Raw genomic sequence first — 23611 nt, 5'->3', positions numbered from 1 at the left:
TGGAGGAGCGGCGGCATGACGGTGCCGGGACGCAGGAGCAGCACGTTCACCCGGCTGCTGCGGCACGGGTTCACCGATCCGTCCGCCGCCGAACGGCTGCTCGACCTGGACGACCTCGCCCCCCTGCGCGACGACTCCGTGCTCCTGGACGCCCTCGGCGCCACCGCCGACCCCGATCTCGCCCTGCGCGGCCTGGTCCGGCTCGTCGAGTCCCAGCCGGCGCCCGAGCGGTCGGCCCTCACCACCACCCTGCTGTCCGCCAAGCCGTTCCGCGACCGGCTGCTCGGCGTACTCGGCGCGTCCGAGGCGCTCGCCGACCACCTGGCCCGGCACCCCCACGACTGGCAGGCCCTCGTCACGTACGAGGCGGCCGACCTGCACCCGGGCGTCACCGAGTTCGAGCGCGGGCTCGCCGAGGCGACCGACCCGGTCTCGCTGCGCGTCGCCTACCGCCGCTGCCTGCTCGCCATCGCGGCCCGCGACGTGTGCGGCACCATCGACGTGGCCCAGACCGCCGCCGAGCTCGCCGACCTCGCCACCGCGACCCTGCGCGCCGCGCTGGCCCTGGCCCGCGCCGCCGCGCCGGAGGACGCGCTCCAGTGCCGCCTCGCCGTCATCGCCATGGGCAAGTGCGGCGGCCACGAGCTCAATTACGTCTCCGACGTGGACGTCATCTTCGTGGGAGAGGCGACCGACGAGAGCGCCGCCCGGGAAGGGGGCGAGGCCAAGGCACTGCAGGCCGCGACCCGGCTCGCCTCCCACCTCATGCGGATCTGCTCCGAGACCACGGTCGAGGGCACCATCTGGCCCGTCGACGCCAATCTGCGCCCCGAGGGCCGCAACGGCCCGCTGGTCCGCACCCTGTCCTCCCATCTCGCCTACTACCAGCGCTGGGCCAAGACCTGGGAGTTCCAGGCCCTGTTGAAGGCCCGCGCGGTGGCCGGCGACCAGGAGCTCGGCGCCGCGTACATCGACGCCGTCTCGCCGCTCGTCTGGCAGGCGGCCGAGCGCGAGAACTTCGTGGCCGACGTGCAGAAGATGCGCCGACGGGTCGTCGACAACATCCCGGCCGGCCAGGTCGACCGCGAGCTGAAGCTCGGCCCCGGCGGCCTCCGGGACGTCGAATTCGCCGTCCAGCTCCTGCAGTTGGTGCACGGGCGCAGCGACGGCAGCCTGCACAGCGGCACCACCCTCGACGCGCTCGCCGCCCTCGCCGCGGGCGGCTACGTCGGCCGCGCCGACGCCGCCCAGCTCGACGAGGCCTACCGCTTCCTGCGCGCCATGGAGCACCGCATCCAACTGCACCGGCTGCGCCGCACCCACCTCGTCCCCGAGGGCGAGGACGACCTGCGCCGCCTGGGGCGCTCCCTCGGCCTGCGCACCGACCCGGTCGCCGAGCTCAACCGCGAGTGGCGGCGGCACGCGGCCGTGGTGCGCCGGCTGCACGAGAAGCTGTTCTACCGCCCGCTCCTGGACGCCGTCGCCCAGCTCGCCCCCGGCGAGATCCGGCTCAGCCCGAAGGCCGCGGGGCAGCGGCTCGAAGCGCTCGGGTACGCCGATCCCGCCGCCGCCCTGCGCCACCTGGAGGCGCTGTCCTCCGGCGTCACCCGCAAGGCCGCCATCCAGCGCACGCTGCTGCCGGTGCTGCTCGGCTGGTTCGCCGACTCCGCCGACCCGGACGCGGGCCTCCTCGGCTTCCGCAAGGTGTCCGACGCGCTCGGCAAGACGCCCTGGTACCTGCGGCTGCTGCGGGACGAGGGCGCCGCGGCGGAGAACCTCGCCCGGGTCCTGTCCGCCGGCCGGCTCGCCCCCGACCTGCTGCTCCGGGCCCCCGAGGCGGTGGCGATCCTCGGCGACCCCGAGGGCCTGGGGCCGCGCGGCCGGGAGCACCTGGAGCAGGAGATCCTCGCCGCCGTCGGCCGCGCCGAGGGCGCCGAGCAGGCGGTGGCGGCGGCCCGGGGGGTGCGCCGCCGGGAGCTGTTCCGTACCGCGGCGGCCGACCTCATCGGCTCGTACGGCACCGAGGAGAATCCGCGCGAGCCCGACCCCGGCGCGCTCGTCGACCGGGTGGGGCAGGCGGTCACCGACCTCAACGCGGCCACCCTCTCGGGCGCGCTGCGGGCGGCCGTACGGGCCGAGTGGGGCGACGAGCTGCCGACCCGCTTCGCGGTGATCGGCATGGGCCGGTTCGGCGGGCACGAGCTCGGCTACGGCTCCGACGCGGACGTGCTCTTCGTGCACGAGCCGCGCGAGGGCGTCGACGAGCAGGAGGCGGCCCGGGCCGCCAACCGGGTCGTCACCGAGATGCGTCGGCTGCTCCAACTCCCCACCGCCGACCCGCCGTTGCTCATCGACGCCGACCTGCGCCCGGAGGGCAAGAACGGCCCGCTGGTGCGCACCCTCAAGTCGTACGAGGCCTACTACCGCCGCTGGTCCCTCGTCTGGGAGAGCCAGGCCCTGCTGCGCGCCGAACCGATGGCCGGCGACAAGGACCTGGGTGAGCGCTTCCTCGAACTCGTCGACCCGCTGCGCTACCCGGTGGAGGGGCTGGGGGAGGACGCGGTGCGCGAGATCCGCCGCCTCAAGGCCCGCATGGAGACCGAACGGCTGCCGCGCGGCGCCGACCCGACCCTGCACGCCAAGCTGGGCCGGGGCGGGCTGAGCGACGTCGAGTGGACGGTCCAGCTGCTCCAGATGCGGCACGGCTGGGCCGAGCCGGGCCTGCGCACCACGCGGACCCGCGAGGCCCTGGCCGCCGCCCACGCGGCCGGGCTCATGGGCACGGACGAGGCCCAGATCCTCGACGAGGCCTGGGTTCTCGCCTCGCGCGTCCGCAACGCGGTCATGCTGGTCCGCGGCCGCCCCGGCGACACGTTCCCCTCGGAACCGCGCGAACTGGCGGCGGTGGGGCGCTATCTGGGCTACGGACCGGGCAAGGTCGGCGAGATGGTCGACGACTACCGCCGCATCACCCGGCGCGCCCGAGCGGTGGTGGACGACCTCTTCTACGGCGCGTAGGGCGCGCCCGCCCGTTGCGGGGGCCTCCGCCCGCCCCCCCGTTGTGGGCAGTCGTTCCGCTGGGGCGGAACGGGTGGGCACAACGGAACGCAGCGCCTTGCCGCGCCCAGGCCCCTACCGCCTTGACGCCGGCCACAAGGGCGCGGCGCCGTGGTGGCGCGGGCAGGGAGCAGGGGGCGGACGCGCCACCAGGCGCGGTCCCGTGTGCCCACCCGTCCCGCCCCAGCGGGACGATTGCCCACACGGCGGTGGGCGAGCCCCGCGTGAGTGTGGGCGCGGCCAGGGTGGGCGGCGCCGCCCCAGCGGGGCGGTTGCCCGCACGGCGGTGGGGCGGACGCCCGCGTGAGTGTGGGCGCGGCCAGGGTGGGCGGCGTCGCCCCAGCGGGGCGATCGCCCGCACGGCGGTGGGCGAAGCCCGCGGGGGCGTCAGGCGCCGTCGCCCCCGCCCAGCGCCGACACGTCGTCGCCGTTCCGGCCCCCGCGGCCGGTCCGGTTCGCCTTGCGGGTCACCTCGCCCGCCGCCAGCGTGGCCCTGGCGACGCCGCGGGTCCAGCGGGGACCGCCGCGCGCCGCCCAGACCACGCAGACGCAGCCGGCGACGACGAGCACGAGGACGCCGGAAAGGATGAGCAGGGTCATGCGAGTCCCCCTTCACGAGTGGCCGCCGAGGGCGTCCCGGCGGCGGTCGGGCCCATGGTCTCAGGCCGAGGCGGCGAGCAGGCGACGGCACTGTTCCAGGTAGCCGGCGAGGGCGACCTCGAATGCCGCGTCGGAGCGGCCCCCGGCGACCGCCGCCAGGGCGTCGGCGAGCCGTGGCGTGGCCGTCTCGTCGGCGAGCTCCCACATCATCTCGGGCGCGGCCATGTCCAGGGCCGAGCCGAGGACGAGGTTCTCCAGGGCGAGCAGCATCACCGGCGCGCAGACCGCTGACGCGGCGAAGAACGGGACCGCCCGGGTGGGCGGCGAAGGCGACGCGATACGTGACTGGCGCCCACGGCATGGATCTCGGCGGCCACGACGTCCCCGGCCTGTTCACCGCGATCGAGGCCCGACGACGAGCTGCCGAACCGACGAGTGGTCGAAGCGGCTCGGCGAGGAGCGGGCCGCCCGGGCCTGGCGCTTCCGGGACCTCAGGGACGCGGGCGTGACGCTCGCGCTCGGCTCGGACTGGCCCATCGCCCACCCCGACGCCCGCCAGGTCCTCGCCACCGCCCAGGCCCCGCTCGGCGCCGCCTCGGCACGAGCCGGGCTCACCGGCCTGACGGCCCTGGAGGGCATGACCACGCACGCGGCGCTGGCGGCGGGGGAGGAGCGCATCGCGGGCCGGAATCGCCCCCGGCTACCGGGCGGACCTCACGGCTTTCACCGTCGACCCCACGGAGGCCCCGGCCGACGAGACGGCGACGGCCTCGGTCCCGCTCACCGTGAGCGGCGGCCGGATCACTTACCGGAGCTGACCGCTTCCGGCGTTCACCGTGCGGAGCTGACCGCCTCCGGGGTTCACCGTGCGGAGCTGACCTTCTCCTGCTCCACCGGCTCCTGGTCCGTCCCCGTCACCGGGGGCGGACCGCCCGCGGTCACGCCCTGCGGCACCGACGCCGCCGGCTCCACCAGCCGCGGCAGCTTGTGCGGGCGGGAGCCGTACCAGAAGTACGAGGCGGTGAAGCCGAAGGCCAGGCAGATCACGCCACCGACCGCGTCCAGCCAGAAGTGGTTGGCGGTGGCCACGATGACCACCAGGGTGGCCGCCGGGTAGAGCAGGCCGAGGATCCGGGCCCAGGGCGCCTTGGCGAGCAGGAAGATCGTCACGCCGCACCACAGCGACCAGCCGATGTGCATCGACGGCATCGCCGCGTACTGGTTCGACATGTGCTTGAGGTTGCCCGAGGCCATCGAGCCCCAGGTGTGGTGCACGAGCACGGTGTCGATGAAGCTCTGGCCGTTCATGAGGCGCGGCGGGGCCAGCGGGTACAGGTAGTAGCCGACCAGGGCCACGGCCGTGGTGGCGAACAGGACGGTGCGGAACGCCGCGTAACGGCCCGGCTGCGATCGGTACAGCCACACGAGCACACCGATCGTCACGACGAAGTGCAGGGTGGCGTAGTAGTAGTTCATCGACACGATCAGCCATGTCACCGAGTTCACGGCCTGGTTGACGGTGTGCTCGAAGGCCAGGCCGAGGGAGTGCTCGACCTGCCAGATCCAGTCGGCGTTCTTCAGCGCCTGGGTCTTCTGCTCGGGCACCGCGTTGCGGATGAGCGAGTACAGCCAGTAACTGACCGCGATGAGCAGGACCTCGAACCAGATCCGCGGGCGTCGCGGGGTACGGACGCGCAGTGCGCGCGCGAACCTGCCGCCGTCCACGGTGGGTGACGACGGGGTCGTCCGACTTTCCGAGGTCTTCACGGTCGTTTCACCCATGAGAGGAGAGTGTGCCAGATCCCGTTCCCTCGACCGATCATCCCTCGGTCGGGTATGAAGCGCACCCTCTCCGTCTCAGGAAGGAGAGGGAGCCGCGACCGAGGGCGCGGGCGCGGAGGCCGTTGAACCGCGAACCACCAGCTCAGGCATGAAGACGAACTCGCTGTGCGGGGCCGGCGTGCCGCCGACCTCCTCCAGGAGCGCCCGCACCGCGGCCTGCCCCATCGCCTGCACCGGCTGCCGGATCGTGGTCAGCGGCGGGTCGGTGAAGGCTATGAGCGGAGAGTCGTCGAAGCCGACCACCGACACGTCCTTCGGCACCTGGAGCCCCTGCTGCCGGGCGGCCCGGATCGCGCCGAGCGCCATCATGTCGCTCGCGCACACGATCGCGGTGCAGCCCCTGGAGATGAGCGCGGACGCGGCGGCCTGGCCGCCCTCCAGGGTGTAGAGGGAGTGCTGGATCAGGTCCTCGGACTCCTCGGGGGCGAGCCCGAACCGCTCCTGCATGCCCTTGCGGAAACCCTCGATCTTGCGCAGCACCGGCACGAAACGCTTCGGTCCGACGGCCAGCCCGATCCGGGTGTGTCCGAGCGCCGCCAGGTGCGTCACGGCGAGCACCATCGCGGCCCGGTCGTCGGGGGAGACGAAGGGGGCCTGCACCTTGGGCGAGAAGCCGTTGATGAGGACGTACGGGACGCCCTTGCCGCGCAGCTGGTCGTAGCGGGTGGTGTCGGCCGTGGTGTCGGCGTGCAGCCCGGAGACGAAGATGATGCCGGAGACACCGCGCTCCACGAGCATGTCGGTGAGTTCGTCCTCCGTGGACCCGCCGGGGGTCTGGGTGGCGAGCACCGGGGTGTATCCCTGCCGGGTGAGGGCTTGCCCGATGACCTGCGCGAGCGCGGGGAAGATCGGGTTGTCCAGTTCGGGGGTTATGAGTCCGACGAGGCCCGCGCTGCGCTGGCGCAGCCGTACCGGGCGTTCGTAGCCGAGCACGTCGAGTGCGGCAAGCACGGATTCACGGGTGGCCGCGGCCACACCGGGCTTGCCGTTGAGCACGCGGCTGACTGTGGCTTCACTGACCCCCGCCTGGGCTGCGATGTCGGCGAGCCTCGCGGTCATGGGTGTGGACTGTACCGGTCATGCGTCGGATTGCCCACCGAACGCGGGTTTCGGACGTCCCGACGGACTTGCGCAAGTTCTTGCAAGAGGTGACACGCCCCAGAAGCTGTCAAGCGGCTCGTCGGCAACCTTAGGGACACGCGGATGTAACGATCCCCGGGTCTTGCAGAAATTTCACGCAAGCTCTTTCGGCTCGTTTTCATCCCTGTTACGTTCCTGGCAACCCGGCGCGCCGCGAGGGAGCGGTCGCAGAGGAAGGTTCCAGCCCCTCGTCATCCGGGACCATCTGAAGGAGTTCACATGCGGCGTGGCATAGCGGCCACCGCGCTGGTCGCGGCCCTGGGCGTGACCCTGGCGGCGTGCGGAAGCGACAACGGTTCCACCGGCGGCGACACCAAGGGCTCGGGCGAGCTCTCCGGCACCGTCACCTGGTGGGACACCTCCACGGTCGGTTCCGAGGACAAGGTCTTCAAGAAGATCGCCGAGGGCTTCACCAAGAAGCACCCCAAGGTCACGATCAAGTACGTCAACGTGCCCTTCGGTGACGCCCAGAACAAGTTCAAGAACGCCGCCCAGTCCGGCGCCGGCGCCCCCGACGTGATCCGCTCCGAGGTCGCCTGGACCCCGGACTTCGCGAACCTCGGCTACCTCGCCCCGCTGGACGGCACGGCCGCCCTGAAGGACAAGGAAGACTTCCTCAAGCAGGCCGCCGCGTCCACCGAGTACAACGGCAAGACCTACGCCGTGCCGCAGGTCATCGACTCCATGGGCATCTTCTACAACAAGAAGATCTTCAAGGACGCCGGCGTCGAGGTCCCCAAGAGCATCGACGAGCTCAAGGCCGTCTCCGCCAAGATCAAGCAGAAGACCGGCAAGACCGGCCTCTACCTGCGCGGCGACGACGCCTACTGGTTCCTCTCCTTCCTGTACGGCGAGGGCGGCGACATGGTGAACGCCGACACCAAGACCGTCACCATCGACAACCCCGCGGGCGTCAAGGCCTTCAAGACCGTCAAGGACCTGGTCGACTCCAAGGCCGCGATCACCGACGCGACCAACGGCTGGGACAACATGCAGGCCGCCTTCAAGGACGGCAAGGTCGCGATGATGATCAACGGCCCGTGGGCCGTCGCCGACACCTACACGGGCAAGGAGTTCGCCGACAAGGCCAACCTGGGCATCGCCCCGGTCCCGGCCGGCTCGGCCGGCCAGGGCGCCCCGCAGGGCGGTCACAACCTCGCCGTCTACGCCGGCTCCAAGAACCTGGACGCCTCCTACGCCTTCGTCGAGTACATGAGCTCGACCGAGGTCCAGGCCCAGGTCGCCAAGGAGCTCAGCCTGCTCCCGACCCGTACCTCGGCGTACGGCAAGTCGGAGGTGGCCACCAACGAGATGATCGCCTTCTTCAAGCCGGTCGTCGACAAGGCCGTCGAGCGTCCCTGGATCCCGGAGGGCGGCAGCCTCTTCGCCCCGCTCGTCACCGAGTACACCAAGGTCCTCACCAACCAGGCCACCCCGGAGCAGGGAGCGAAGACGGCGGGTGACTCCTACCGCAAGCTCCTGAAGGACTGGAAGTAACAAGGAAGCGGGAAGGAAGGCAGACCGGCTGATGGCTGTGGACACCAGCAGCCAGTCGGTGGCGAAGGCCGCGGGCGAGAACGTCGCCCGCGGCCGGAGCCGCGGAACTGGCAAGCACAAGGGCGGGGGCCAGGGCGCCGTGCGGCGTTCGCTCTCCATCCACTGGTACGCCTGGGCGATGGTCGCCCCGGTGGTGCTCGTGATCGGCGTGATCATCGGATACCCGCTGGTCCGCGGCATCTGGCTGTCGCTCACCGATGCCGACGAACGCAACGTCGAGCGTTCCATCGGCGTCAACCACATCCCCGCGACCTACGAGTTCAAGGGCCTGGAGAACTACACCGACGCGCTCACCGGCGGCCAGTTCCTCGGCACGCTCGGCTGGACGCTGGTGTGGACGGTCTCCTGCGTATCGGTGACCTTCGCCCTCGGCCTGGCACTCGCCAACATCCTGAACCGGAAGATGGCCGGACGCTCCGTCTACCGGATGCTGCTGATCCTGCCCTGGGCGGTCCCCGGCTTCGTCTCCGTCTTCGCCTGGCGCTTCCTCTACGACGAGCGCCGCGGCATCCTCAACCAGTTGCTCGCGGGCGGCGGCATCGACGCCGTGCCGTGGCTCAACGACCCCACCTGGGCCAAGTTCTCGGTCATCGCCGTGAACGTCTGGCTCGGCGTGCCGTTCATGATGGTCGCCCTGCTCGGCGGTCTGCAGTCCATCCCCGGCGAGCTGTACGAGGCCGCCGAGATGGACGGCGCCGGCGCCTGGCAGCGCTTCCGGCACATCACCCTGCCCGGACTGCGGTCCGTCAGCACCACGGTGATCCTGCTGAGCACCATCTGGACCTTCAACATGTTCCCGGTGATCTTCCTGCTCACCCGGGGCGGTCCCGGCGAGGCCACCCAGATCCTGGTGACCCAGGCCTACAAGTTCTCCTTCGAGATCAGCCCCCGCGACTACGCGCAGTCCTCCACCTGGGGCGTGCTGATCCTGATCCTCCTGATGGTCTTCGCCGCGGTCTACCGGCGGGTCCTCCGCAAGCAGGGAGAAGTCTGGTGACCACCGCCCCCGCCCCCGCCCCGGTCAACGCACCCCGCCGCGGCCGCCGTTCGCCGCTCGCCTCCGTCGGGCTGCACACGACCCTGATCGTCGCCTCCGTGATCGCCGTCTTCCCGGTGCTCTGGGTGCTGCTGACCTCGCTCAAGCCGGCGAAGTTCGCGACCACCACGGACTTCGTCAAGGAGCCGACGCTCGAGAACTACACGAGCCTGCTGAACGACACCCCGTTCCTCACCTGGTTCGGCAACTCGCTGCTCGTCGCCGCCCTCACCACCGTGCTCGGCGTCTTCGTCTCCTCCACCACCGGCTACGCCGTCAGCCGCTTCCGGTTCCCCGGCAAGCGCGGCCTGATGTGGACCCTGCTCGTCACCCAGATGTTCCCGGTCGCCGTCCTCATCGTGCCGATCTACAACATCATGGCGTCGATGGGCCTGCTCAACAGCCCGACCGGCCTGGTCATCACGTACCTGACCATCGCCGTCCCGTTCTGCGCCTGGATGATGAAGGGCTTCTTCGACACCATCCCGCGCGAGATCGACGAGTCGGGCCAGGTCGACGGCCTCACCCCGTTCGGCACCTTCTGGCGGCTGATCCTGCCGCTCGCCAAGCCGGGCATCGCGGTCACCGCCTTCTACTCCTTCATCACCGCCTGGAGCGAGGTCGCCTACGCGTCCGCCTTCATGGTCGGCGACGAGAACCTGACCCTCGCCGGCGGACTGCAGAAGTTCGTCAACCAGTACGGCGCCCAGTGGGGCCCGATGACCGCGGCCTCCGTGCTCATCGCGATCCCGGCCGCCCTGGTGTTCCTCTTCGCCCAGCGTCACCTGGTGACCGGCATGTCCGCCGGCGCCGTCAAGGGCTGAGCTCCGAAGAGCCGCCGTGTCCGCGCACTCCGTGTCCGCACACTCCTTACGAAGCAAGGAAGACATGACCCAGCACCTCGCCGCCCCCGCCGACGCCGCAACCGCCACCGGCACGCAGTCGGGCTGGTGGAGAGACGCGGTGATCTACCAGGTCTACCCGCGCAGCTTCGCCGACGGCAACGGCGACGGCATGGGCGACCTGCAGGGCATCCGCAGCCGGCTCCCGTACCTGAAGGAGCTCGGCGTCGACGCCGTCTGGCTCTCCCCCTTCTACGCCTCCCCGCAGGCCGACGCCGGCTACGACGTCGCCGACTACCGGGCCATCGACCCCATGTTCGGCACCCTCCACGACGCCGACGCCGTCATCCGCGAGGCCCACGACCTGGGCCTGCGGATCATCGTCGACCTGGTGCCCAACCACTCCTCCGACCAGCACGAGTGGTTCCAGCGGGCGCTGCGCGAAGGCCCCGGCTCCCCGCTGCGCGAGCGCTACCACTTCCGCCCCGGCCAGGGCGTGCACGGCGAACTCCCGCCCAACGACTGGGAGTCCATCTTCGGCGGCCCCGCCTGGACCCGCACGGAGAACCCGGACGGCACGCCCGGCGACTGGTACCTGCACCTCTTCGCGCCGGAGCAGCCGGACTTCAACTGGGAGCACCCCGCCGTCCGCGACGAGTTCCGCTCGATCCTGCGCTTCTGGCTGGACATGGGCGTCGACGGCTTCCGCGTCGACGTCGCCCACGGCCTGGTCAAGGCCGCCGGCCTGCCCGACATCGGCGCGCACGACCAGCTGAAGCTGCTCGGCAACGACGTCATGCCCTTCTTCGACCAGGACGGCGTCCATGAGATCTACCGCACCTGGCGCAAGGTCCTCTCCGAGTACGACGGGGAGCGCGTCCTCGTCGCCGAGGCGTGGACCCCGACCGTCGAGCGCACCGCGAACTACGTGCGCCCCGACGAGATGCACCAGGCGTTCAACTTCCAGTACCTGGGCACCCACTGGGACGCGGCCGAGCTGCGCGGGGTCATCGACGCCTCGCTCGCCGCGATGCGCCCGGTCGGCGCCCCCACCACCTGGGTGCTCTCCAACCACGACGTCACCCGGCACGCCACCCGGTTCGCCAACCCGGCGGGCCTGGGCACCCAGCTGCGCACCCCGGGCGACCGCGCCCTCGGGCTGCGCCGGGCCCGCGCGGCGACCCTGCTGATGCTGGCGCTGCCCGGCTCCGCCTACGTCTACCAGGGCGAGGAGCTCGGCCTGCCCGACGTCACCGACCTGCCCGACGAGGTCCGCCAGGACCCGTCGTTCTTCCGGGCCACCGGCCAGGACGGCTTCCGCGACGGCTGCCGGGTGCCGCTGCCGTGGACCGCCGAGGGCTCCTCGTACGGCTTCGGGGCCGGCGGCTCCTGGCTGCCGCAGCCCGCCACGTGGGGCGGGCTGAGCGTCGAGGCGCAGACCGGCGACCCCACCTCCACCCTGGAGCTGTACCGCAGCGCGCTCGCCGTGCGCCGCGCGCAGCCGGGGCTCGGCGCGGGCGAGTCCATCGAGTGGCTGGACGCCCCCGAGGGCGTCCTCGCCTTCCGGCGCGACGGTTTCGTCTGCGTCGCCAACACCACCGGCCGGGCCATCTCCGTCCCGCTGCCCGGCCGGCTGCTCCTCTCCAACTCGGAGATCCTGATCGTCGACGATGCGGCGGAACTTCCCGCCGACACCACCGCCTGGTGGGCGGTGTGACGATCCCCCTGCCGCGGGGCGCCGGAGGGGGCGCCCCGCGGCTCGCGGACATCGCCGCCCAGTCCGGGGTGAGCGAGGCCACCGTCAGCCGTGTCCTCAACGGCAAGGCGGGGGTGGCCGGCGCGACCCGGCACAAGGTGCTGGCCGCGCTCGACGTGCTGGGCTACGACCGTCCCGTACGCCTCAAACGGCGCAGCGCGGGCCTCGTCGGCCTGGTCGTGCCCGAGCTGACGAACCCCATCTTCCCGGCCTTCGCGCAGGTCATCGAGCAGGTCCTGGCCGGGCACGGCTACACCCCGGTGCTGTGCACGCAGATGCCGGGCGGCGCGACCGAGGACGAGCTGGTCGAGCAGCTCGTGGAGCGCGGGGTGGCCGGCATCGTCTTCCTGTCCGGCCTGCACGCGGACGCCGCCGCCGACCCTGCCCGCTACACCCGGCTGGCCGCTCGCGGGGTGCCGTTCGTCCTCATCAACGGCTTCAACGAGCACGTCGACGCCAACTTCGTCTCGCCCGACGACCGGGCCGCGGCCCGGATGGCCGTACGGCACCTGGTCGAACTCGGCCACGAGCGGATCGGGCTGGCCATCGGGCCGACCCGCTACGTGCCCTCGCGCCGCAAGGCGGAGGGCTTCTGCGCCGAACTGCGCGAGCAGCTGGGCGTCGAGCGGGCCGAGGCCGAACGCTTCGTGCGGCCCACCCTGTTCGGTGTGGAGGGCGGCCACGCCGCCGCCGACCTGCTGTTCGCCGAGGGCTGCACCGGCATCGTGTGCGGTTCCGACCTGATGGCGCTCGGGGTGGTCAGGGCGGCCCGCGCCCGGGGCCTCGACGTGCCCCGGGACGTGTCGGTGGTCGGCTTCGACGACTCCCCGCTGATCGCGTTCACCGACCCGCCGCTGACCACCGTGCGCCAGCCGGTGCAGGCGATGGCGACGGCGGCGGTCGGCGCGCTGCTGGAGGAGATCGAGGGAAACCCGGTCCAGCGCACGGAGTTCGTCTTCCAGCCCGAGCTGGTCGTGCGCGGTTCCACGGCGCAGCCGCCGCAACTCCTTGCGTAATCGCTTGCCTTGGGTCGTCCGAAGGGTTGACCGCACGCCTGTACGCCCCTACGGTCGCGGCTGAAAACAGTTGCTGTCATTTTCGGCAACTTCTTGCGAACAGCTCTTGCGACAGGGACGTCGTACAGGAGGAAGCATGGCAAGAAAGACCGTGGCCGCTGCACTCGCCCTTGTGGCAGGAGCCGCTGTGGCCGTCACGGGAACCCCCACCGCGCAGGCCTCGGCCCCCGGCGAGAAGGACGTCACCGCGGTGATGTTCGAGTGGAACTTCGCCTCGGTGGCCAAGGCCTGCACCGACCAGCTCGGCCCCGCGGGCTACGGCTACGTGCAGGTCTCACCGCCCCAGGAGCGCATCCAGGGATCCCCGTGGTGGACCGCCTACCAGCCCGTCAGCTACAAGATCGCCGGACCGCTCGGCGACCGCACCGCCTTCAAGAGCATGATCGACACCTGCCACGCGGCAGGGGTGAAGGTCGTCGCCGACTCCGTCGTCAACCACATGGCCGGACCGTCGGACCCCAACGCCACCTTCACCGGCACCGGCGGATCCGCCTACAGCAAGTACAACTACCCCGGCGTCTACTCCGGCGCCGACATGGACGACTGCCGCGCCACCATCTCCAACTACCAGGACAAGGCGAACGTCCAGAACTGCGAGCTCGTCAACCTCGCCGACCTCGACACCGGCGAGGAGTACGTACGCGGCCGGATAGCCGCCTACCTCAACGACCTGCTGTCGCTCGGCGTCGACGGCTTCCGGATCGACGCCGCCAAGCACATGCCGGCCGCCGACCTCGCCAACATCAAGTCCCGGCTGACGAATCCTTCCGCCTACTGGAAGCAGGAGGCCATCCACGGCGCCGGCGAGGCCGTCTCCCCGAGCGAGTACCTCGGCAACGGCGACGTCCAGGAGTTCCGCTACGCCCGCGACCTCAAGAGGGTCCTGCAGAACGAGAAGCTCTCCTACCTGAAGAACTTCGGCGAGGCCTGGGGCTACATGCCGAGCGGGCAGTCCGCCGTCTTCGTCGACAACCACGACACCGAGCGCGGCGGCGACACCCTCACCTACAAGAACGGCGCCCAGTACACCCTGGCCTCCGTCTTCATGCTCGCCTGGCCCTACGGCTCCCCGGACGTCCACTCCGGCTACGAGTGGACCGACAAGGACGCCGGCGCCCCCAACGGGCACCAGGTCAGCGCCTGCTACAGCGACGGCTGGAAGTGCCAGCACGCCTGGCGCGAGATCTCCTCGATGGTCGCCTTCCGCAACACCGCCCGCGGACAGGCCGTGACCGACTGGTGGGACAACGGCAACAACGCGATCGCGTTCGGCCGCGGCACCAAGGCCTACGTGGCGATCAACCACGAGACCTCGGCCCTCACCCGTACCTTCCAGACCTCCCTGCCCGCCGGCACCTACTGCGACGTGCAGCGGGGCAACGCCGTGACGGTGAACTCCGCCGGCCAGTTCACGGCCACCCTCGGCGCCGACACCGCCCTCGCGCTGCACGCCAACGCCACGAGCTGCGCCTCCCAGCCGGTGGCCTCCGGAGCCTCGTTCAACGTCAACGCGACGACGGTGACGGGCCAGAACATCTACGTCACCGGCAACCGCGCAGAGCTCGGCAACTGGTCCCCGGCCGCCGCCCTCAAGCTCGACCCCGCCGCGTACCCGGTGTGGAAGCTCGCCGTCGCGCTGCCCGCCGGAACGGCCTTCGAGTACAAGTACATCCGCAAGGACGCCGCCGGGAACGTCACCTGGGAGTCCGGTGCCAACCGCACCGCGACCGTCCCCGCCTCCGGCCAGGTCGTCCTGAACGACACCTTCCGCAACTGACGCTCCCCGCGTCCCAGGGCCGCCCCGACCGGGGCGGCCCCCCTTCCCGTCCTCCTGGGAGCACCCCCGTGACACGCAAGAGAACGGCGGTCACCCTGGCCGCCGCCCTGTGCGCGGCCCTCGTGCCCGCCATCCCCGCGACGGCCGCGCCGCGGCCACCGGCCCCGCCCTCCGACCGGACCCTCGCCGCCGCCCCGGCCCGCCACGACCTGACCCGCGAGCAGTTCTACTTCGTGCTGCCCGACCGCTTCGCCAACGGCGACGCCTCCAACGACCGCGGCGGTCTCACCGGCAGCCGGACGTCGACCGGCTTCGACCCGAGCGACAAGGGCTTCTACCAGGGCGGCGACCTCAAGGGCCTCACCGAGCGCCTCGACTACATCAAGGGCCTCGGCACCACCGCCATCTGGATGGCGCCGATCTTCAAGAACCGGCCCGTCCAGGGCGAGGGCAAGGACGCCAGCGCCGGCTACCACGGCTACTGGATCACCGACTTCACCCAGGTCGACCCGCACTTCGGCACCAACGACGACCTCAAGCGCCTGATCGCCGCCGCCCACGCCAAGGGCATGAAGGTCTTCTTCGACGTCATCACCAACCACACGGCCGACGTCGTGGACTACGAGGAGAAGTCCTACGGCTACCTCTCCCAGGGCGCCTTCCCCTACCTGACCAAGGACGGCGTGCCCTTCGACGACGCCGACTACGCCGACGGCACCCGGCGCTTCCCCGCGGTCGACCGCGACTCCTTCCCGCGCACCCCCGTCGTCGCCGCGGACGAGAAGGACGTCAAGGTCCCCGCCTGGCTCAACGACCCGACGATGTACCACAACCGGGGCGACTCCACCTTCGCCGGCGAGTCCTCCACGTACGGCGACTTCGTCGGCCTGGACGACCTGTGGACCGAGCGTCCCGAGGTCGTCGCGGGCATGGAGAGGATCTACCAGCGCTGGGTGCGCGACTTCGACATCGACGGCTTCCGCATCGACACCGTCAAGCACGTCAACACCGAGTTCTGGACCCAGTGGGCCACCGCCCTCGACGAGTACGCCGCCGAGCGGGGCCGCGAGGACTTCTTCATGTTCGGCGAGGTCTACTCCGCCGACCCGGCGATCACCGCCCCGTACGTGACCGAGGGACGCCTCGACGCCACCCTCGACTTCCCCTTCCAGGACGCCGCCCGCGGTTTCGCCTCCCAGAGCGGCCCGGCGGACAAGCTGGCGAACCTCTTCGCGCAGGACTACCGCTACACCACCGACAAGGCCAACGCCTACGAGTCGGTCCCCTTCCTCGGCAACCACGACATGGGCCGCTTCGGCACCTTCCTCGAGCAGGACAACCCCGGGGCCGACGAGGCCGAACTCCTCCAGCGCTACCGCCTCGCCAACGAGCTGATGTTCCTCAGTCGCGGCAACCCCGTCGTCTACTACGGCGACGAGCAGGGCTTCACCGGCGCCGGCGGCGACAAGGACGCCCGGCAGACCCTCTTCGCGTCGAAGACCGCCGACTACCTCGACGACGACCAGCTCGGCACCGACCGCACCCACGCGAGCGACGCGTACGACACCACCCACCCGCTCTACCGCCAGATCGCCGCACTCTCCGCGCTCACCCGGCAGCACCCGGCGCTGCGCGACGGCATCCAGCAGGAGCGCTACTCCGAGGGCTCCGTCTACGCCTTCTCGCGCACCGACGCCCGGCGGCGCACCGAGTACCTCGTCGCCGCCAACAGCGCCACCACCCCGCGGACCGTCACCGTGCCCGTCGACTCGGCCGCCTTCCACGTCCTGCACGGCGGAAAGGGCGCCGTCACCGCGCAGGACGGCAAGGTCACCGTGACCGTCCCGGCCCTGTCCGCCCTCGTCCTCAAGGCCGACGCCCCGCTCCCGGCCCCGGCCACCGCGCCGCGGCTCACGCTGAAGGCCCCGGCCGCCGGCGCCACCGGCACCGTCGAACTCGCCGCCGACGTCACCGGCGGCGGCCTGAACCGCGTCGTCTTCGCCGCCCAGGCCGGCGACGGGCCGTGGCAGGTCCTCGGCTCCGCCGACCACGCCCCCTACAAGGTCACCCAGAAGGTCACGGCCCCCGCCGGAACCGCCCTGCGCTACAAGGCCGTCGTCGTCGACAGCGCGGGACGCACCGCGAGCGCGACCGCCGCGACCACCAGCGGCGCCCCGGCCGTCGAGCAGCCGCCGACCGCCACCCAGCGCGACTACGCGATCGTCCACTACAAGCGCGCCGACGGCGACTACGCCGACTGGGGCCTGTACACCTGGGGCGACATCGCCGACGGGGAGGGCACCAGCTGGCCCGCGGGCAAGCCCTTCACCGGCCGCGACGCCTACGGCGCCTTCGCCTACGTCCGGCTCAAGCCCGGCGCATCCTCGGTCGGCTTCATCGCCGTGAACAAGGACGGCGTGAAGGACACCGACGCCGACCGCAGCATCGACCTCTCGAAGACCGGCGAGGTCTGGATCGAGCAGGGCCGCCCCGAGGTCCGCACCGCCGCCCCCGACGGCGCCTACCCGCCCCAGGACACCACCAAGGCCGTCCTGCACTACAAGCGCGCCGACGGCGACTACTCCGGCTGGGGCCTGCACACCTGGACCGGGTCCGCGAACCCGACCGACTGGAGCAAGCCGCTGCAGCCCGTCCGCACCGACGCGTACGGCGCCGTGTTCGAGGTTCCGCTCGCGGCCGGGGCGACCTCGCTCAGCTACATCCTGCACAAGGGCGACGAGAAGGACCTGCCGACCGACCAGTCCCTCGACCTCAGGGCGAACGGGCACGAGGTGTGGCTGCTCGGCGGACAGGAGAAGTACCTGCTGCCGCAGCCCAAGGGCAGCGGCGCCGCCCTCGACCTCACCAAGTCCCAGGCCGTCTGGATCGACGCGAACACCCTCGCCTGGAACGGCAGCGACGCCGCCGCCTCCAGCGTGCTCCTCGCCTCCCGCGACGGCTCCCTCGCCGTGCGGGACGGCGCCCTCACCGGCGACCGCACGGTGCTCCGCCTCCAGCGGACCCAGCTCACCGACGCGCAGAAGGCCGCCTTCCCGCACCTGAAGGCGTACGGGGCCTACACCGTCGACCCGCGAGACCGCGACCGCGTCCGCGCGGCCCTCCGAGGCCAGCTCGTCGCCGCCCAGTACGCGGCGAACGGCGCCGTCCTCACCGCCACCGGCGTCCAGACCGCCGGCGTTCTCGACGACCTGTACGCGGCGCAGGCCACCGGCGCCGCCCTCGGCCCGGTCTTCCGCGCCGGCCGCCCCACCCTGTCGCTCTGGGCCCCGACCGCGCAGTCCGTCGCCCTCGAACTCGACGGCAGGGCCGTGCCCATGCGCCGCGACGACGCCTCCGGCGTCTGGTCCGTCACCGGGCCGAAGTCCTGGACGGGCAAGCCGTACCGGTTCGTCGTGAAGGTCTGGGCGCCCGGCGCCCGGAAGGTCGTCGAGAACCGGGTCACCGACCCGTACTCCACCGCCCTCACCACCGACTCCGCGCGCAGCCTCGTCGTCGACCTCTCCGACCCGGCCCTCGCGCCGGCCGGCTGGAAGACCCTGAAGAAGCCCGCCGCCGTACCGCTGCGGGACGCGCAGATCCAGGAACTCCACGTCCGCGACTTCTCCGTCGCCGACCCCACCGCGAAGGCCGACCACCGCGGCACCTACCTCGCCTTCACCGACCAGGACAGCAAGGGCTCCCGGCACCTCAAGGCCCTCGCCGCCGCCGGCACCTCCTACGTCCACCTGCTGCCGGCCTTCGACATCGGCACCATTCCCGAGAAGAAGTCCGAGCAGACCGCGCCCGCCTGCGACCTGAAGGTCTACGCCCCCGACTCCGAGGAGCAGCAGGCCTGCGTCACCGCCGCGGCGGCCAAGGACGCCTACAACTGGGGCTACGACCCGCTGCACTACACCGTTCCCGAGGGCTCGTACGCCACCGACCCCGAAGGCACCCGCCGCACCGTCGAGTTCCGGCGCATGGTCCAGGCCCTCAACGGCGACGGCCTGCGCACCGTCATGGACGTCGTCTACAACCACACCGTCGCCGCCGGACAGTCCGACAAGTCCGTCCTCGACAAGATCGTCCCCGGCTACTACCAGCGCCTCCAGGCCGACGGCTCCGTCGCCACCTCCACCTGCTGCGCCAACACCGCGCCCGAGAACGCGATGATGGGCAAGCTCGTCGTCGACTCGGTCGTCACCTGGGCCAGGCAGTACAAGGTCGACGGCTTCCGCTTCGACCTCATGGGCCACCACCCGAAGGCGAACATCCTCGCCGTCCGCAAGGCCCTGGACGCGCTGACCCCCGAGAAGGACGGCGTCGACGGCAAGGCGATCATCCTCTACGGCGAGGGCTGGAACTTCGGCGAGATCGCCGACGACGCCCGCTTCGTCCAGGCCACCCAGAAGAACATGGCCGGCACCGGCATCGCGACCTTCTCCGACCGGGCCCGCGACGCCGTCCGCGGCGGCGGCCCCTTCGACGAGGACCCCGGCATCCAGGGCTTCGCCTCCGGCCTCTACACCGACCCCAACGCCTCGGCCGCCAACGGCACCCCCGAGCAGCAGAAGGCCCGGCTGCTCCATTACCAGGACCTGATCAAGGTCGGGCTCTCCGGCAACCTCGCCTCCTACACCTTCACCGACACCTCCGGGCGCACGGTCAAGGGCTCCGAGGTCGACTACAACGGCGCCCCGGCCGGCTACGCCGCCGCCCCCGGCGACGCGCTGGCCTACGCCGACGCCCACGACAACGAGAGCCTCTACGACGCCCTCGCCTTCAAGCTGCCGGTCGGCACCCCCGCGGCCGACCGGGCCCGCATGCAGGTCCTCGCCATGGCCACGGCCACCCTCTCCCAGGGCCCCGCGCTCTCCCAGGCGGGCTCGGACCTGCTCCGCTCCAAGTCCCTCGACCGCAACTCGTACGACAGCGGCGACTGGTTCAACGCGATCCACTGGGACTGCCGCGACGGCAACGGCTTCGGGCGGGGGCTCCCGCCGGCCGCCGACAACGCCGCCAAGTGGGCGTACGCGAAGCCGCTGCTCGGCAACCCGGCCGTGACGCCCGGCTGCGCCGAGATCGACGGCGCCTCCGCCGCCTACCGCGACCTGCTGCGGATCCGCAGCGGCGAGCCCGTCTTCTCCCTCGACACGGCCGCCCGCGTCCAGGACGCGCTGTCCTTCCCGCTCTCGGGCCGTGACGAGACCCCGGGCGTGATCACCATGCGCCTCGGCGACCTGGTCGTCGTGCTCAACGCCACCCCGCAGGGGCAGCGGCAGACCGTCGGCGCCCTGGCAGGGAAGGGCTACCGCCTGCACCCGGTCCAGGCGAACGGCGCCGACGCCGTGGTGCGGACCGCCGCGTACGAGCAGGGTTCGGGCACCTTCACGGTCCCGGCCCGCACAGTGGCCGTCTTCACCGCGCGCTAGCCGCGCAGAGGCGTACTGCGAGGGACCGTCCGGTCACCGGACGGTCCCTTGTGCGTGCGGCGGGAGGCCGGTCAAGCTGTGCCCCGACATCCGCATCACCAGGAGCGACTCCCATGCCGCACATCACCGTCGACTACTCCGCGCCCCTCGACCGGCGCGGCTTCGCCCGCGCGCTGCACCCGATCGTCGTCGAGACGGTCGGGGCCCGCCTCGCCGGCTGCGTCACCAGCTTCCGCGAGATCGAGGAGACCGTGGTCGGCGACGGCGCGGACGAGACCGCGCTCGTCCATGTGGACATCGCCCTGCTGCCCGGCCGCAGCGCCGAGGCCAAGGGGCGACTCTCCGCGGCGGTCCTCGCGCTGCTCCCGGAGTACCTCAAGGACACCGAGGGCGTCACCCTCACCGCCGAGGTGCGCGACCTCGACCCCTCCTACGCCAAGCGCTGACCCGGGATCTCCGGCACCAGCCCCACGAGCCGGCCCACCAGGTCGCCGAACGGCCCGTCGGCCGGCTCGTCGGCGAGGATCCGGACCAGGATCTCCGCCATCTGCGTGTCGTAGGCCGCGCTCACCGCCGCGAGCGCCGCGAAGTCGTGCACGAGCTGCAGCTCCAGCTCCGCACGCGGCACCCGGCGCCCGTCCAGCCACAGCAGCGCGGTCGACTCGGCGAGCGACACCCACGAGCGGACGACCAGTTCGAGCCGCGCCGGGGGCTCGTCGACCTCCAGGTGGGCCAGGATCTGCTCGTACGCGGCCTGCCGCACCTCGTCGATCATCGCGTTCGTGGTCGAGGAGCCGACCGCCGGGCCGCCCCGCATCAGCGCGGCGAAACCCGGGCCGTGGTCGTCCACGAAGTCGAAGAACCGGCGCATCACCCGCAGCAGGCGCGCCCCGAGCGGGCCCTGCGGCGGTTCCACGAAGCGGGCGGCCAGCTCGTCGGCCGCGCGGCGCAGGGCCGCCTCGTACAGGGACTGCTTGCCGGGGAAGTAGTGGTAGACGAGCGGCCGTGAGATGCCCGCGGCGGCCGCGATCTCGTCGATGGAGACCTCGTCGGGCGAGCGGTGGCTGAACAGCTCAAGGGCCACCCCGATCAGTTGCTGCTTGCGCTCCTCGACGCCCATCCTGCGGCGCACCCCGGTCGTCATGCGAACAGCCTAACGGGAGTCCTATACGCTCCCGGCACATGAGCGCTTCTGAGCAGGCCCCCGAGCAGGACACCCCGGACGCGCCGGACGCGACCGACACCCCGGACGCGACGGACGCGACGGACGAGCCGACGGGCCTGACCCCCCGGCAGGCGCGGCTGCTGCGGGTGGTGGCCGGATCGGTCCTGCTCGTCGTGACGGGCGCGGTGCTGGTGGCCAGGCTGGCCAGCCACACCTCGGTGCTCGTCGTCGGCGTGTACGGGCTCGCCATGATCCTCTGCGGAGTCGTGATCGAACTCTCCCGCAACGGGCGTACGCGGCTTGCCACCTGGCTCCTGGTGGGGGGTCTGGCCACCGCGTTCACCCTGGACTGGCTGGTCCTCCCGTAACGGCTACAGATCGAGGACGAGCCGTTCCCCGGCGCACCGCGACACGCAGATCAGCATGGAGTCAGCCCGCTCGGCATCGGTGAGCAGCTCGTCGCGGTGGTCGATCTCGCCCTCCAGGACCCGCTGTCGGCAGGTCCCGCAGAAGCCCTGCTGACAGGAGTAGAGGAGCCCCGGCACGGCCTCGCGGACCGCGGACAGCACCGACTGGTCGGCCGCCACCGTCAACGTCCGCCCGGTGCGCCGCAGTTCGACCTCGAAGGCCTCGCCGTCCTCGGCCCGGGCGGCGGAGAAGCGCTCCAGACGCGGTGTCCGGCCCTCGGGCAGGGCGGCGCCGACCGCCTCCATGAGGCCTTCGGGGCCGCAGCAGTAGACCACGGTCCCGGCGGGGAGGCCGCCGAGGAAGGAGAGGTCGGGGAGCCCGCTCTCGTGCTCGGTGACCACGGTCGTCCGGTCGCGGCCCAGCTTCTCGGTCTCGTGGACGTACGGCATGGTGGCGCGGTGGCGCCCGCAGTACAGCAGCCGCCAGTCGGCCCCGGCGGCCTCGGCGGCGCGCACCATCGGCAGGATCGGGGTGATCCCGATGCCGCCGGCCACGAAGACGTAGGCGGGAGCGGGGGCCAGCGGGAAGCGGTTGCGCGGCCCGCGGATCTCCACCTCGGTGCCGACGTGCAGCTGTTCGTGCACCTCGGCCGAGCCGCCGCGGCCGCCCTGCTCGTCCTCGATGAGGCGGACGGCCACGGTGTAGGCGTCGCGGTCGGCCGGGTCGCCGCAGAGCGAGTACTGGCGGACGGTGCCGGAGGGCAGGACGAGATCGATGTGCGCGCCGGGCTGCCAGGCGGGCAGCCCGGAGCCCTCCAGGCGGAGCTGGACCACCCCGGCCGCCGGCGAGTGGCGCTCGGCGACGAGCACCCGCCGGGTGACGGTGGCCTGCCGGCCGCGCCCGGAGATCGGCTCCTCCAGGGCGGGCAGCGGCCACAGCGGCGAGCCGGTGATCCGGCGCCGGAGCGCGCGCCTGACGAGCAGGGCGCCCCCGGCGACGAGGACGACGGTACGGATGCGGGGCACGGGTCAGCGACCTCCGTTGGCGCCGGGGGAGCTTGCCAGGTAGGCGACGGCCTGGGCGGTGGAGCCCTCCTGGGCGGGGTGGTAGCTCCGGCTGAGATAGCGGGGGATCGAGCGCAGCATGTCGGGCGTCGACGGCAGGACGCCCTCGCGGCCCTTGCGGACGAACTGGCCGACGGTCGGCTTGGCGTCGAGGAGCGTGGGGTCGTTCTCCATGAAGAACCGCACCCCGCGCTGCCACAGGAAGACGAGCGCGGAGAACGCGGCCGCCCAGGTCCGGGCGCGCCGCCGGTAGCCGCCGTCGAGGTGCAGGAACAGCTCGAAGGCGACCGAGCGGTGCTCGACCTCCTCGGCCCCGTGCCAGCGCAGCAGGTCCAGCATGACGGGGTCGGCCCCGACGCGGTCCAGCTCCTCCGCGTTGAGCACCCAGTCGCCGAGGAAGGCGGTGTAGTGCTCGATGGCGGCGATCAGCGCGACCCGCTCCATCAGCCACCACCGCCGGGGCCGCCCCGGCGGCAGCGTCCGGTCCCCGAGCAGCTTCTCGAAGAACCAGTCGACCTGGGCGGTGTACGGCGTGGGGTCGAGCCCGAGGCGCTTGAGATGCGGCAGCACGTCGTCGTGCGCCTGGGAGTGCACGGCCTCCTGCCCGATGAAGCCGATGACGTCCGCGCGCAGCCGTTCGTCGGTGATGGAGGGCAGCACCTGCTTGTACACGTGGACGAACCAGCGTTCGCCGGCGGGGAGCAGCAGGTGCAGCACGTTGATGGTGTGGGTGGTGAACGGGTCGTCAGGCACCCAGTGGAGCGGGGTGTCCTCCCAGTCGAAGGACACCTTGCGGGCCTTGAGCTCGATGTGCTCCGACGCCACCGGTGCAGGCTGCGTATTAGACATGGCGTCAATG

The 23611-nt window shown here is 71.9% G+C and carries 16 protein-coding genes and 2 pseudogenes; 11 read left to right on the top strand and 7 right to left on the bottom strand.

Going from position 1 to position 23611, the window contains the following annotated elements:
* The first annotated feature begins 15 nt into the window (after positions 1–15).
* Positions 16–3018 (top strand): bifunctional [glutamine synthetase] adenylyltransferase/[glutamine synthetase]-adenylyl-L-tyrosine phosphorylase, encoded by a 3003-nt coding sequence (locus AB0M16_RS33255; RefSeq protein ID WP_365349688.1) that lies wholly within the window; start codon positions 16–18, stop codon positions 3016–3018.
* Positions 3019–3444: 426 nt separating this feature from the next.
* On the opposite strand, the gene AB0M16_RS33250 is transcribed toward AB0M16_RS33255, so the two are convergent.
* On the bottom strand, positions 3445–3657 hold the full coding sequence (locus tag AB0M16_RS33250) for a hypothetical protein (protein WP_365349686.1): 213 nt from the start codon (positions 3655–3657) through the stop codon (positions 3445–3447).
* Between the two features lie 60 nt (positions 3658–3717).
* Positions 3718–4012 (bottom strand): annotated as a pseudogene (locus AB0M16_RS33245) (TetR/AcrR family transcriptional regulator); the annotation flags it as partial.
* A 72-nt stretch (positions 4013–4084) separates the two neighbouring features.
* Here AB0M16_RS33245 and AB0M16_RS33240 point away from each other — a divergent pair.
* Positions 4085–4475, top strand: a pseudogene (locus AB0M16_RS33240) (amidohydrolase family protein); the annotation flags it as partial.
* A gap of 43 nt (positions 4476–4518) precedes the next feature.
* Here AB0M16_RS33240 and AB0M16_RS33235 read toward each other — a convergent pair.
* Both AB0M16_RS33235 and AB0M16_RS33230 read right to left on the bottom strand, forming a co-directional pair.
* Positions 4519–5439, bottom strand: coding sequence for a phosphatase PAP2 family protein (locus AB0M16_RS33235; RefSeq protein WP_365349684.1), 921 nt, complete (start codon positions 5437–5439; stop codon positions 4519–4521).
* A 75-nt stretch (positions 5440–5514) separates the two neighbouring features.
* Complete coding sequence (locus AB0M16_RS33230) at positions 5515–6558, bottom strand: LacI family DNA-binding transcriptional regulator (RefSeq protein ID WP_365349682.1); 1044 nt, start codon at positions 6556–6558, stop codon at positions 5515–5517.
* A gap of 300 nt (positions 6559–6858) precedes the next feature.
* Between AB0M16_RS33230 and AB0M16_RS33225 the strand changes: the two genes are divergently transcribed.
* The 8 genes from AB0M16_RS33225 to AB0M16_RS33190 all read left to right on the top strand — a co-directional run bounded on the left by AB0M16_RS33225 (position 6859) and on the right by AB0M16_RS33190 (position 20561).
* Positions 6859–8136 (top strand): extracellular solute-binding protein, encoded by a 1278-nt coding sequence (locus AB0M16_RS33225; RefSeq protein ID WP_365349680.1) that lies wholly within the window; start codon positions 6859–6861, stop codon positions 8134–8136.
* A gap of 31 nt (positions 8137–8167) precedes the next feature.
* Positions 8168–9193 (top strand): sugar ABC transporter permease, encoded by a 1026-nt coding sequence (locus tag AB0M16_RS33220; RefSeq protein ID WP_365349678.1) that lies wholly within the window; start codon positions 8168–8170, stop codon positions 9191–9193.
* Positions 9190–10056, top strand: a complete 867-nt coding sequence (locus AB0M16_RS33215) for a carbohydrate ABC transporter permease (protein WP_365349676.1) — start codon at positions 9190–9192, stop codon at positions 10054–10056. Before AB0M16_RS33220 ends, AB0M16_RS33215 begins: the two co-directional genes overlap by 4 nt.
* Positions 10057–10120: 64 nt before the next feature.
* Positions 10121–11791: a glycoside hydrolase family 13 protein gene (locus AB0M16_RS33210; RefSeq protein WP_365349674.1), complete on the top strand. Its 1671-nt coding sequence runs from the start codon at positions 10121–10123 to the stop codon at positions 11789–11791.
* Positions 11779–12846 carry a LacI family DNA-binding transcriptional regulator gene (locus tag AB0M16_RS33205; protein ID WP_365349672.1) on the top strand — a complete coding sequence of 356 codons (1068 nt, stop codon included), beginning with the start codon at positions 11779–11781 and terminating at the stop codon, positions 12844–12846. Before AB0M16_RS33210 ends, AB0M16_RS33205 begins: the two co-directional genes overlap by 13 nt.
* A gap of 136 nt (positions 12847–12982) precedes the next feature.
* Entirely contained in the window at positions 12983–14683 is a 1701-nt protein-coding gene (locus tag AB0M16_RS33200) for a carbohydrate-binding module family 20 domain-containing protein (protein ID WP_365349670.1), read from the top strand.
* A 68-nt stretch (positions 14684–14751) separates the two neighbouring features.
* Entirely contained in the window at positions 14752–20115 is a 5364-nt protein-coding gene (gene pulA / locus AB0M16_RS33195) for a pullulanase-type alpha-1,6-glucosidase (RefSeq protein ID WP_365349668.1), read from the top strand.
* A gap of 113 nt (positions 20116–20228) precedes the next feature.
* Entirely contained in the window at positions 20229–20561 is a 333-nt protein-coding gene (locus AB0M16_RS33190) for an isomerase (RefSeq protein WP_365349666.1), read from the top strand.
* Here AB0M16_RS33190 and AB0M16_RS33185 read toward each other — a convergent pair.
* Positions 20546–21259 (bottom strand): TetR/AcrR family transcriptional regulator, encoded by a 714-nt coding sequence (locus tag AB0M16_RS33185; protein WP_365349664.1) that lies wholly within the window; start codon positions 21257–21259, stop codon positions 20546–20548. The two genes, AB0M16_RS33190 and AB0M16_RS33185, sit on opposite strands and share 16 nt — an antisense overlap.
* Before the next feature lie 38 nt (positions 21260–21297).
* Here AB0M16_RS33185 and AB0M16_RS33180 point away from each other — a divergent pair, with 38 nt between their 5' ends.
* Positions 21298–21648, top strand: coding sequence for a hypothetical protein (locus tag AB0M16_RS33180; RefSeq protein WP_365349662.1), 351 nt, complete (start codon positions 21298–21300; stop codon positions 21646–21648).
* Positions 21649–21651: 3 nt separating this feature from the next.
* On the opposite strand, the gene AB0M16_RS33175 is transcribed toward AB0M16_RS33180, so the two are convergent.
* Positions 21652–22713 carry a PDR/VanB family oxidoreductase gene (locus tag AB0M16_RS33175; RefSeq protein WP_365349660.1) on the bottom strand — a complete coding sequence of 354 codons (1062 nt, stop codon included), beginning with the start codon at positions 22711–22713 and terminating at the stop codon, positions 21652–21654.
* A 3-nt stretch (positions 22714–22716) separates the two neighbouring features.
* The gene (locus AB0M16_RS33170; protein ID WP_365349658.1) at positions 22717–23601 is read right to left on the bottom strand and encodes a metal-dependent hydrolase; all 885 of its coding nucleotides are present in this window, start codon (positions 23599–23601) and stop codon (positions 22717–22719) included.
* Between the last annotated feature and the right edge of the window lie 10 nt (positions 23602–23611).

Origin of the sequence: Streptomyces sp. NPDC051921 (assembly GCF_040680975.1) — a bacterium.
In the GTDB taxonomy this organism is placed as follows: Bacteria; Actinomycetota; Actinomycetes; order Streptomycetales; family Streptomycetaceae; genus Streptomyces.
This window is presented reverse-complemented; position numbering and strand designations above follow the sequence as displayed.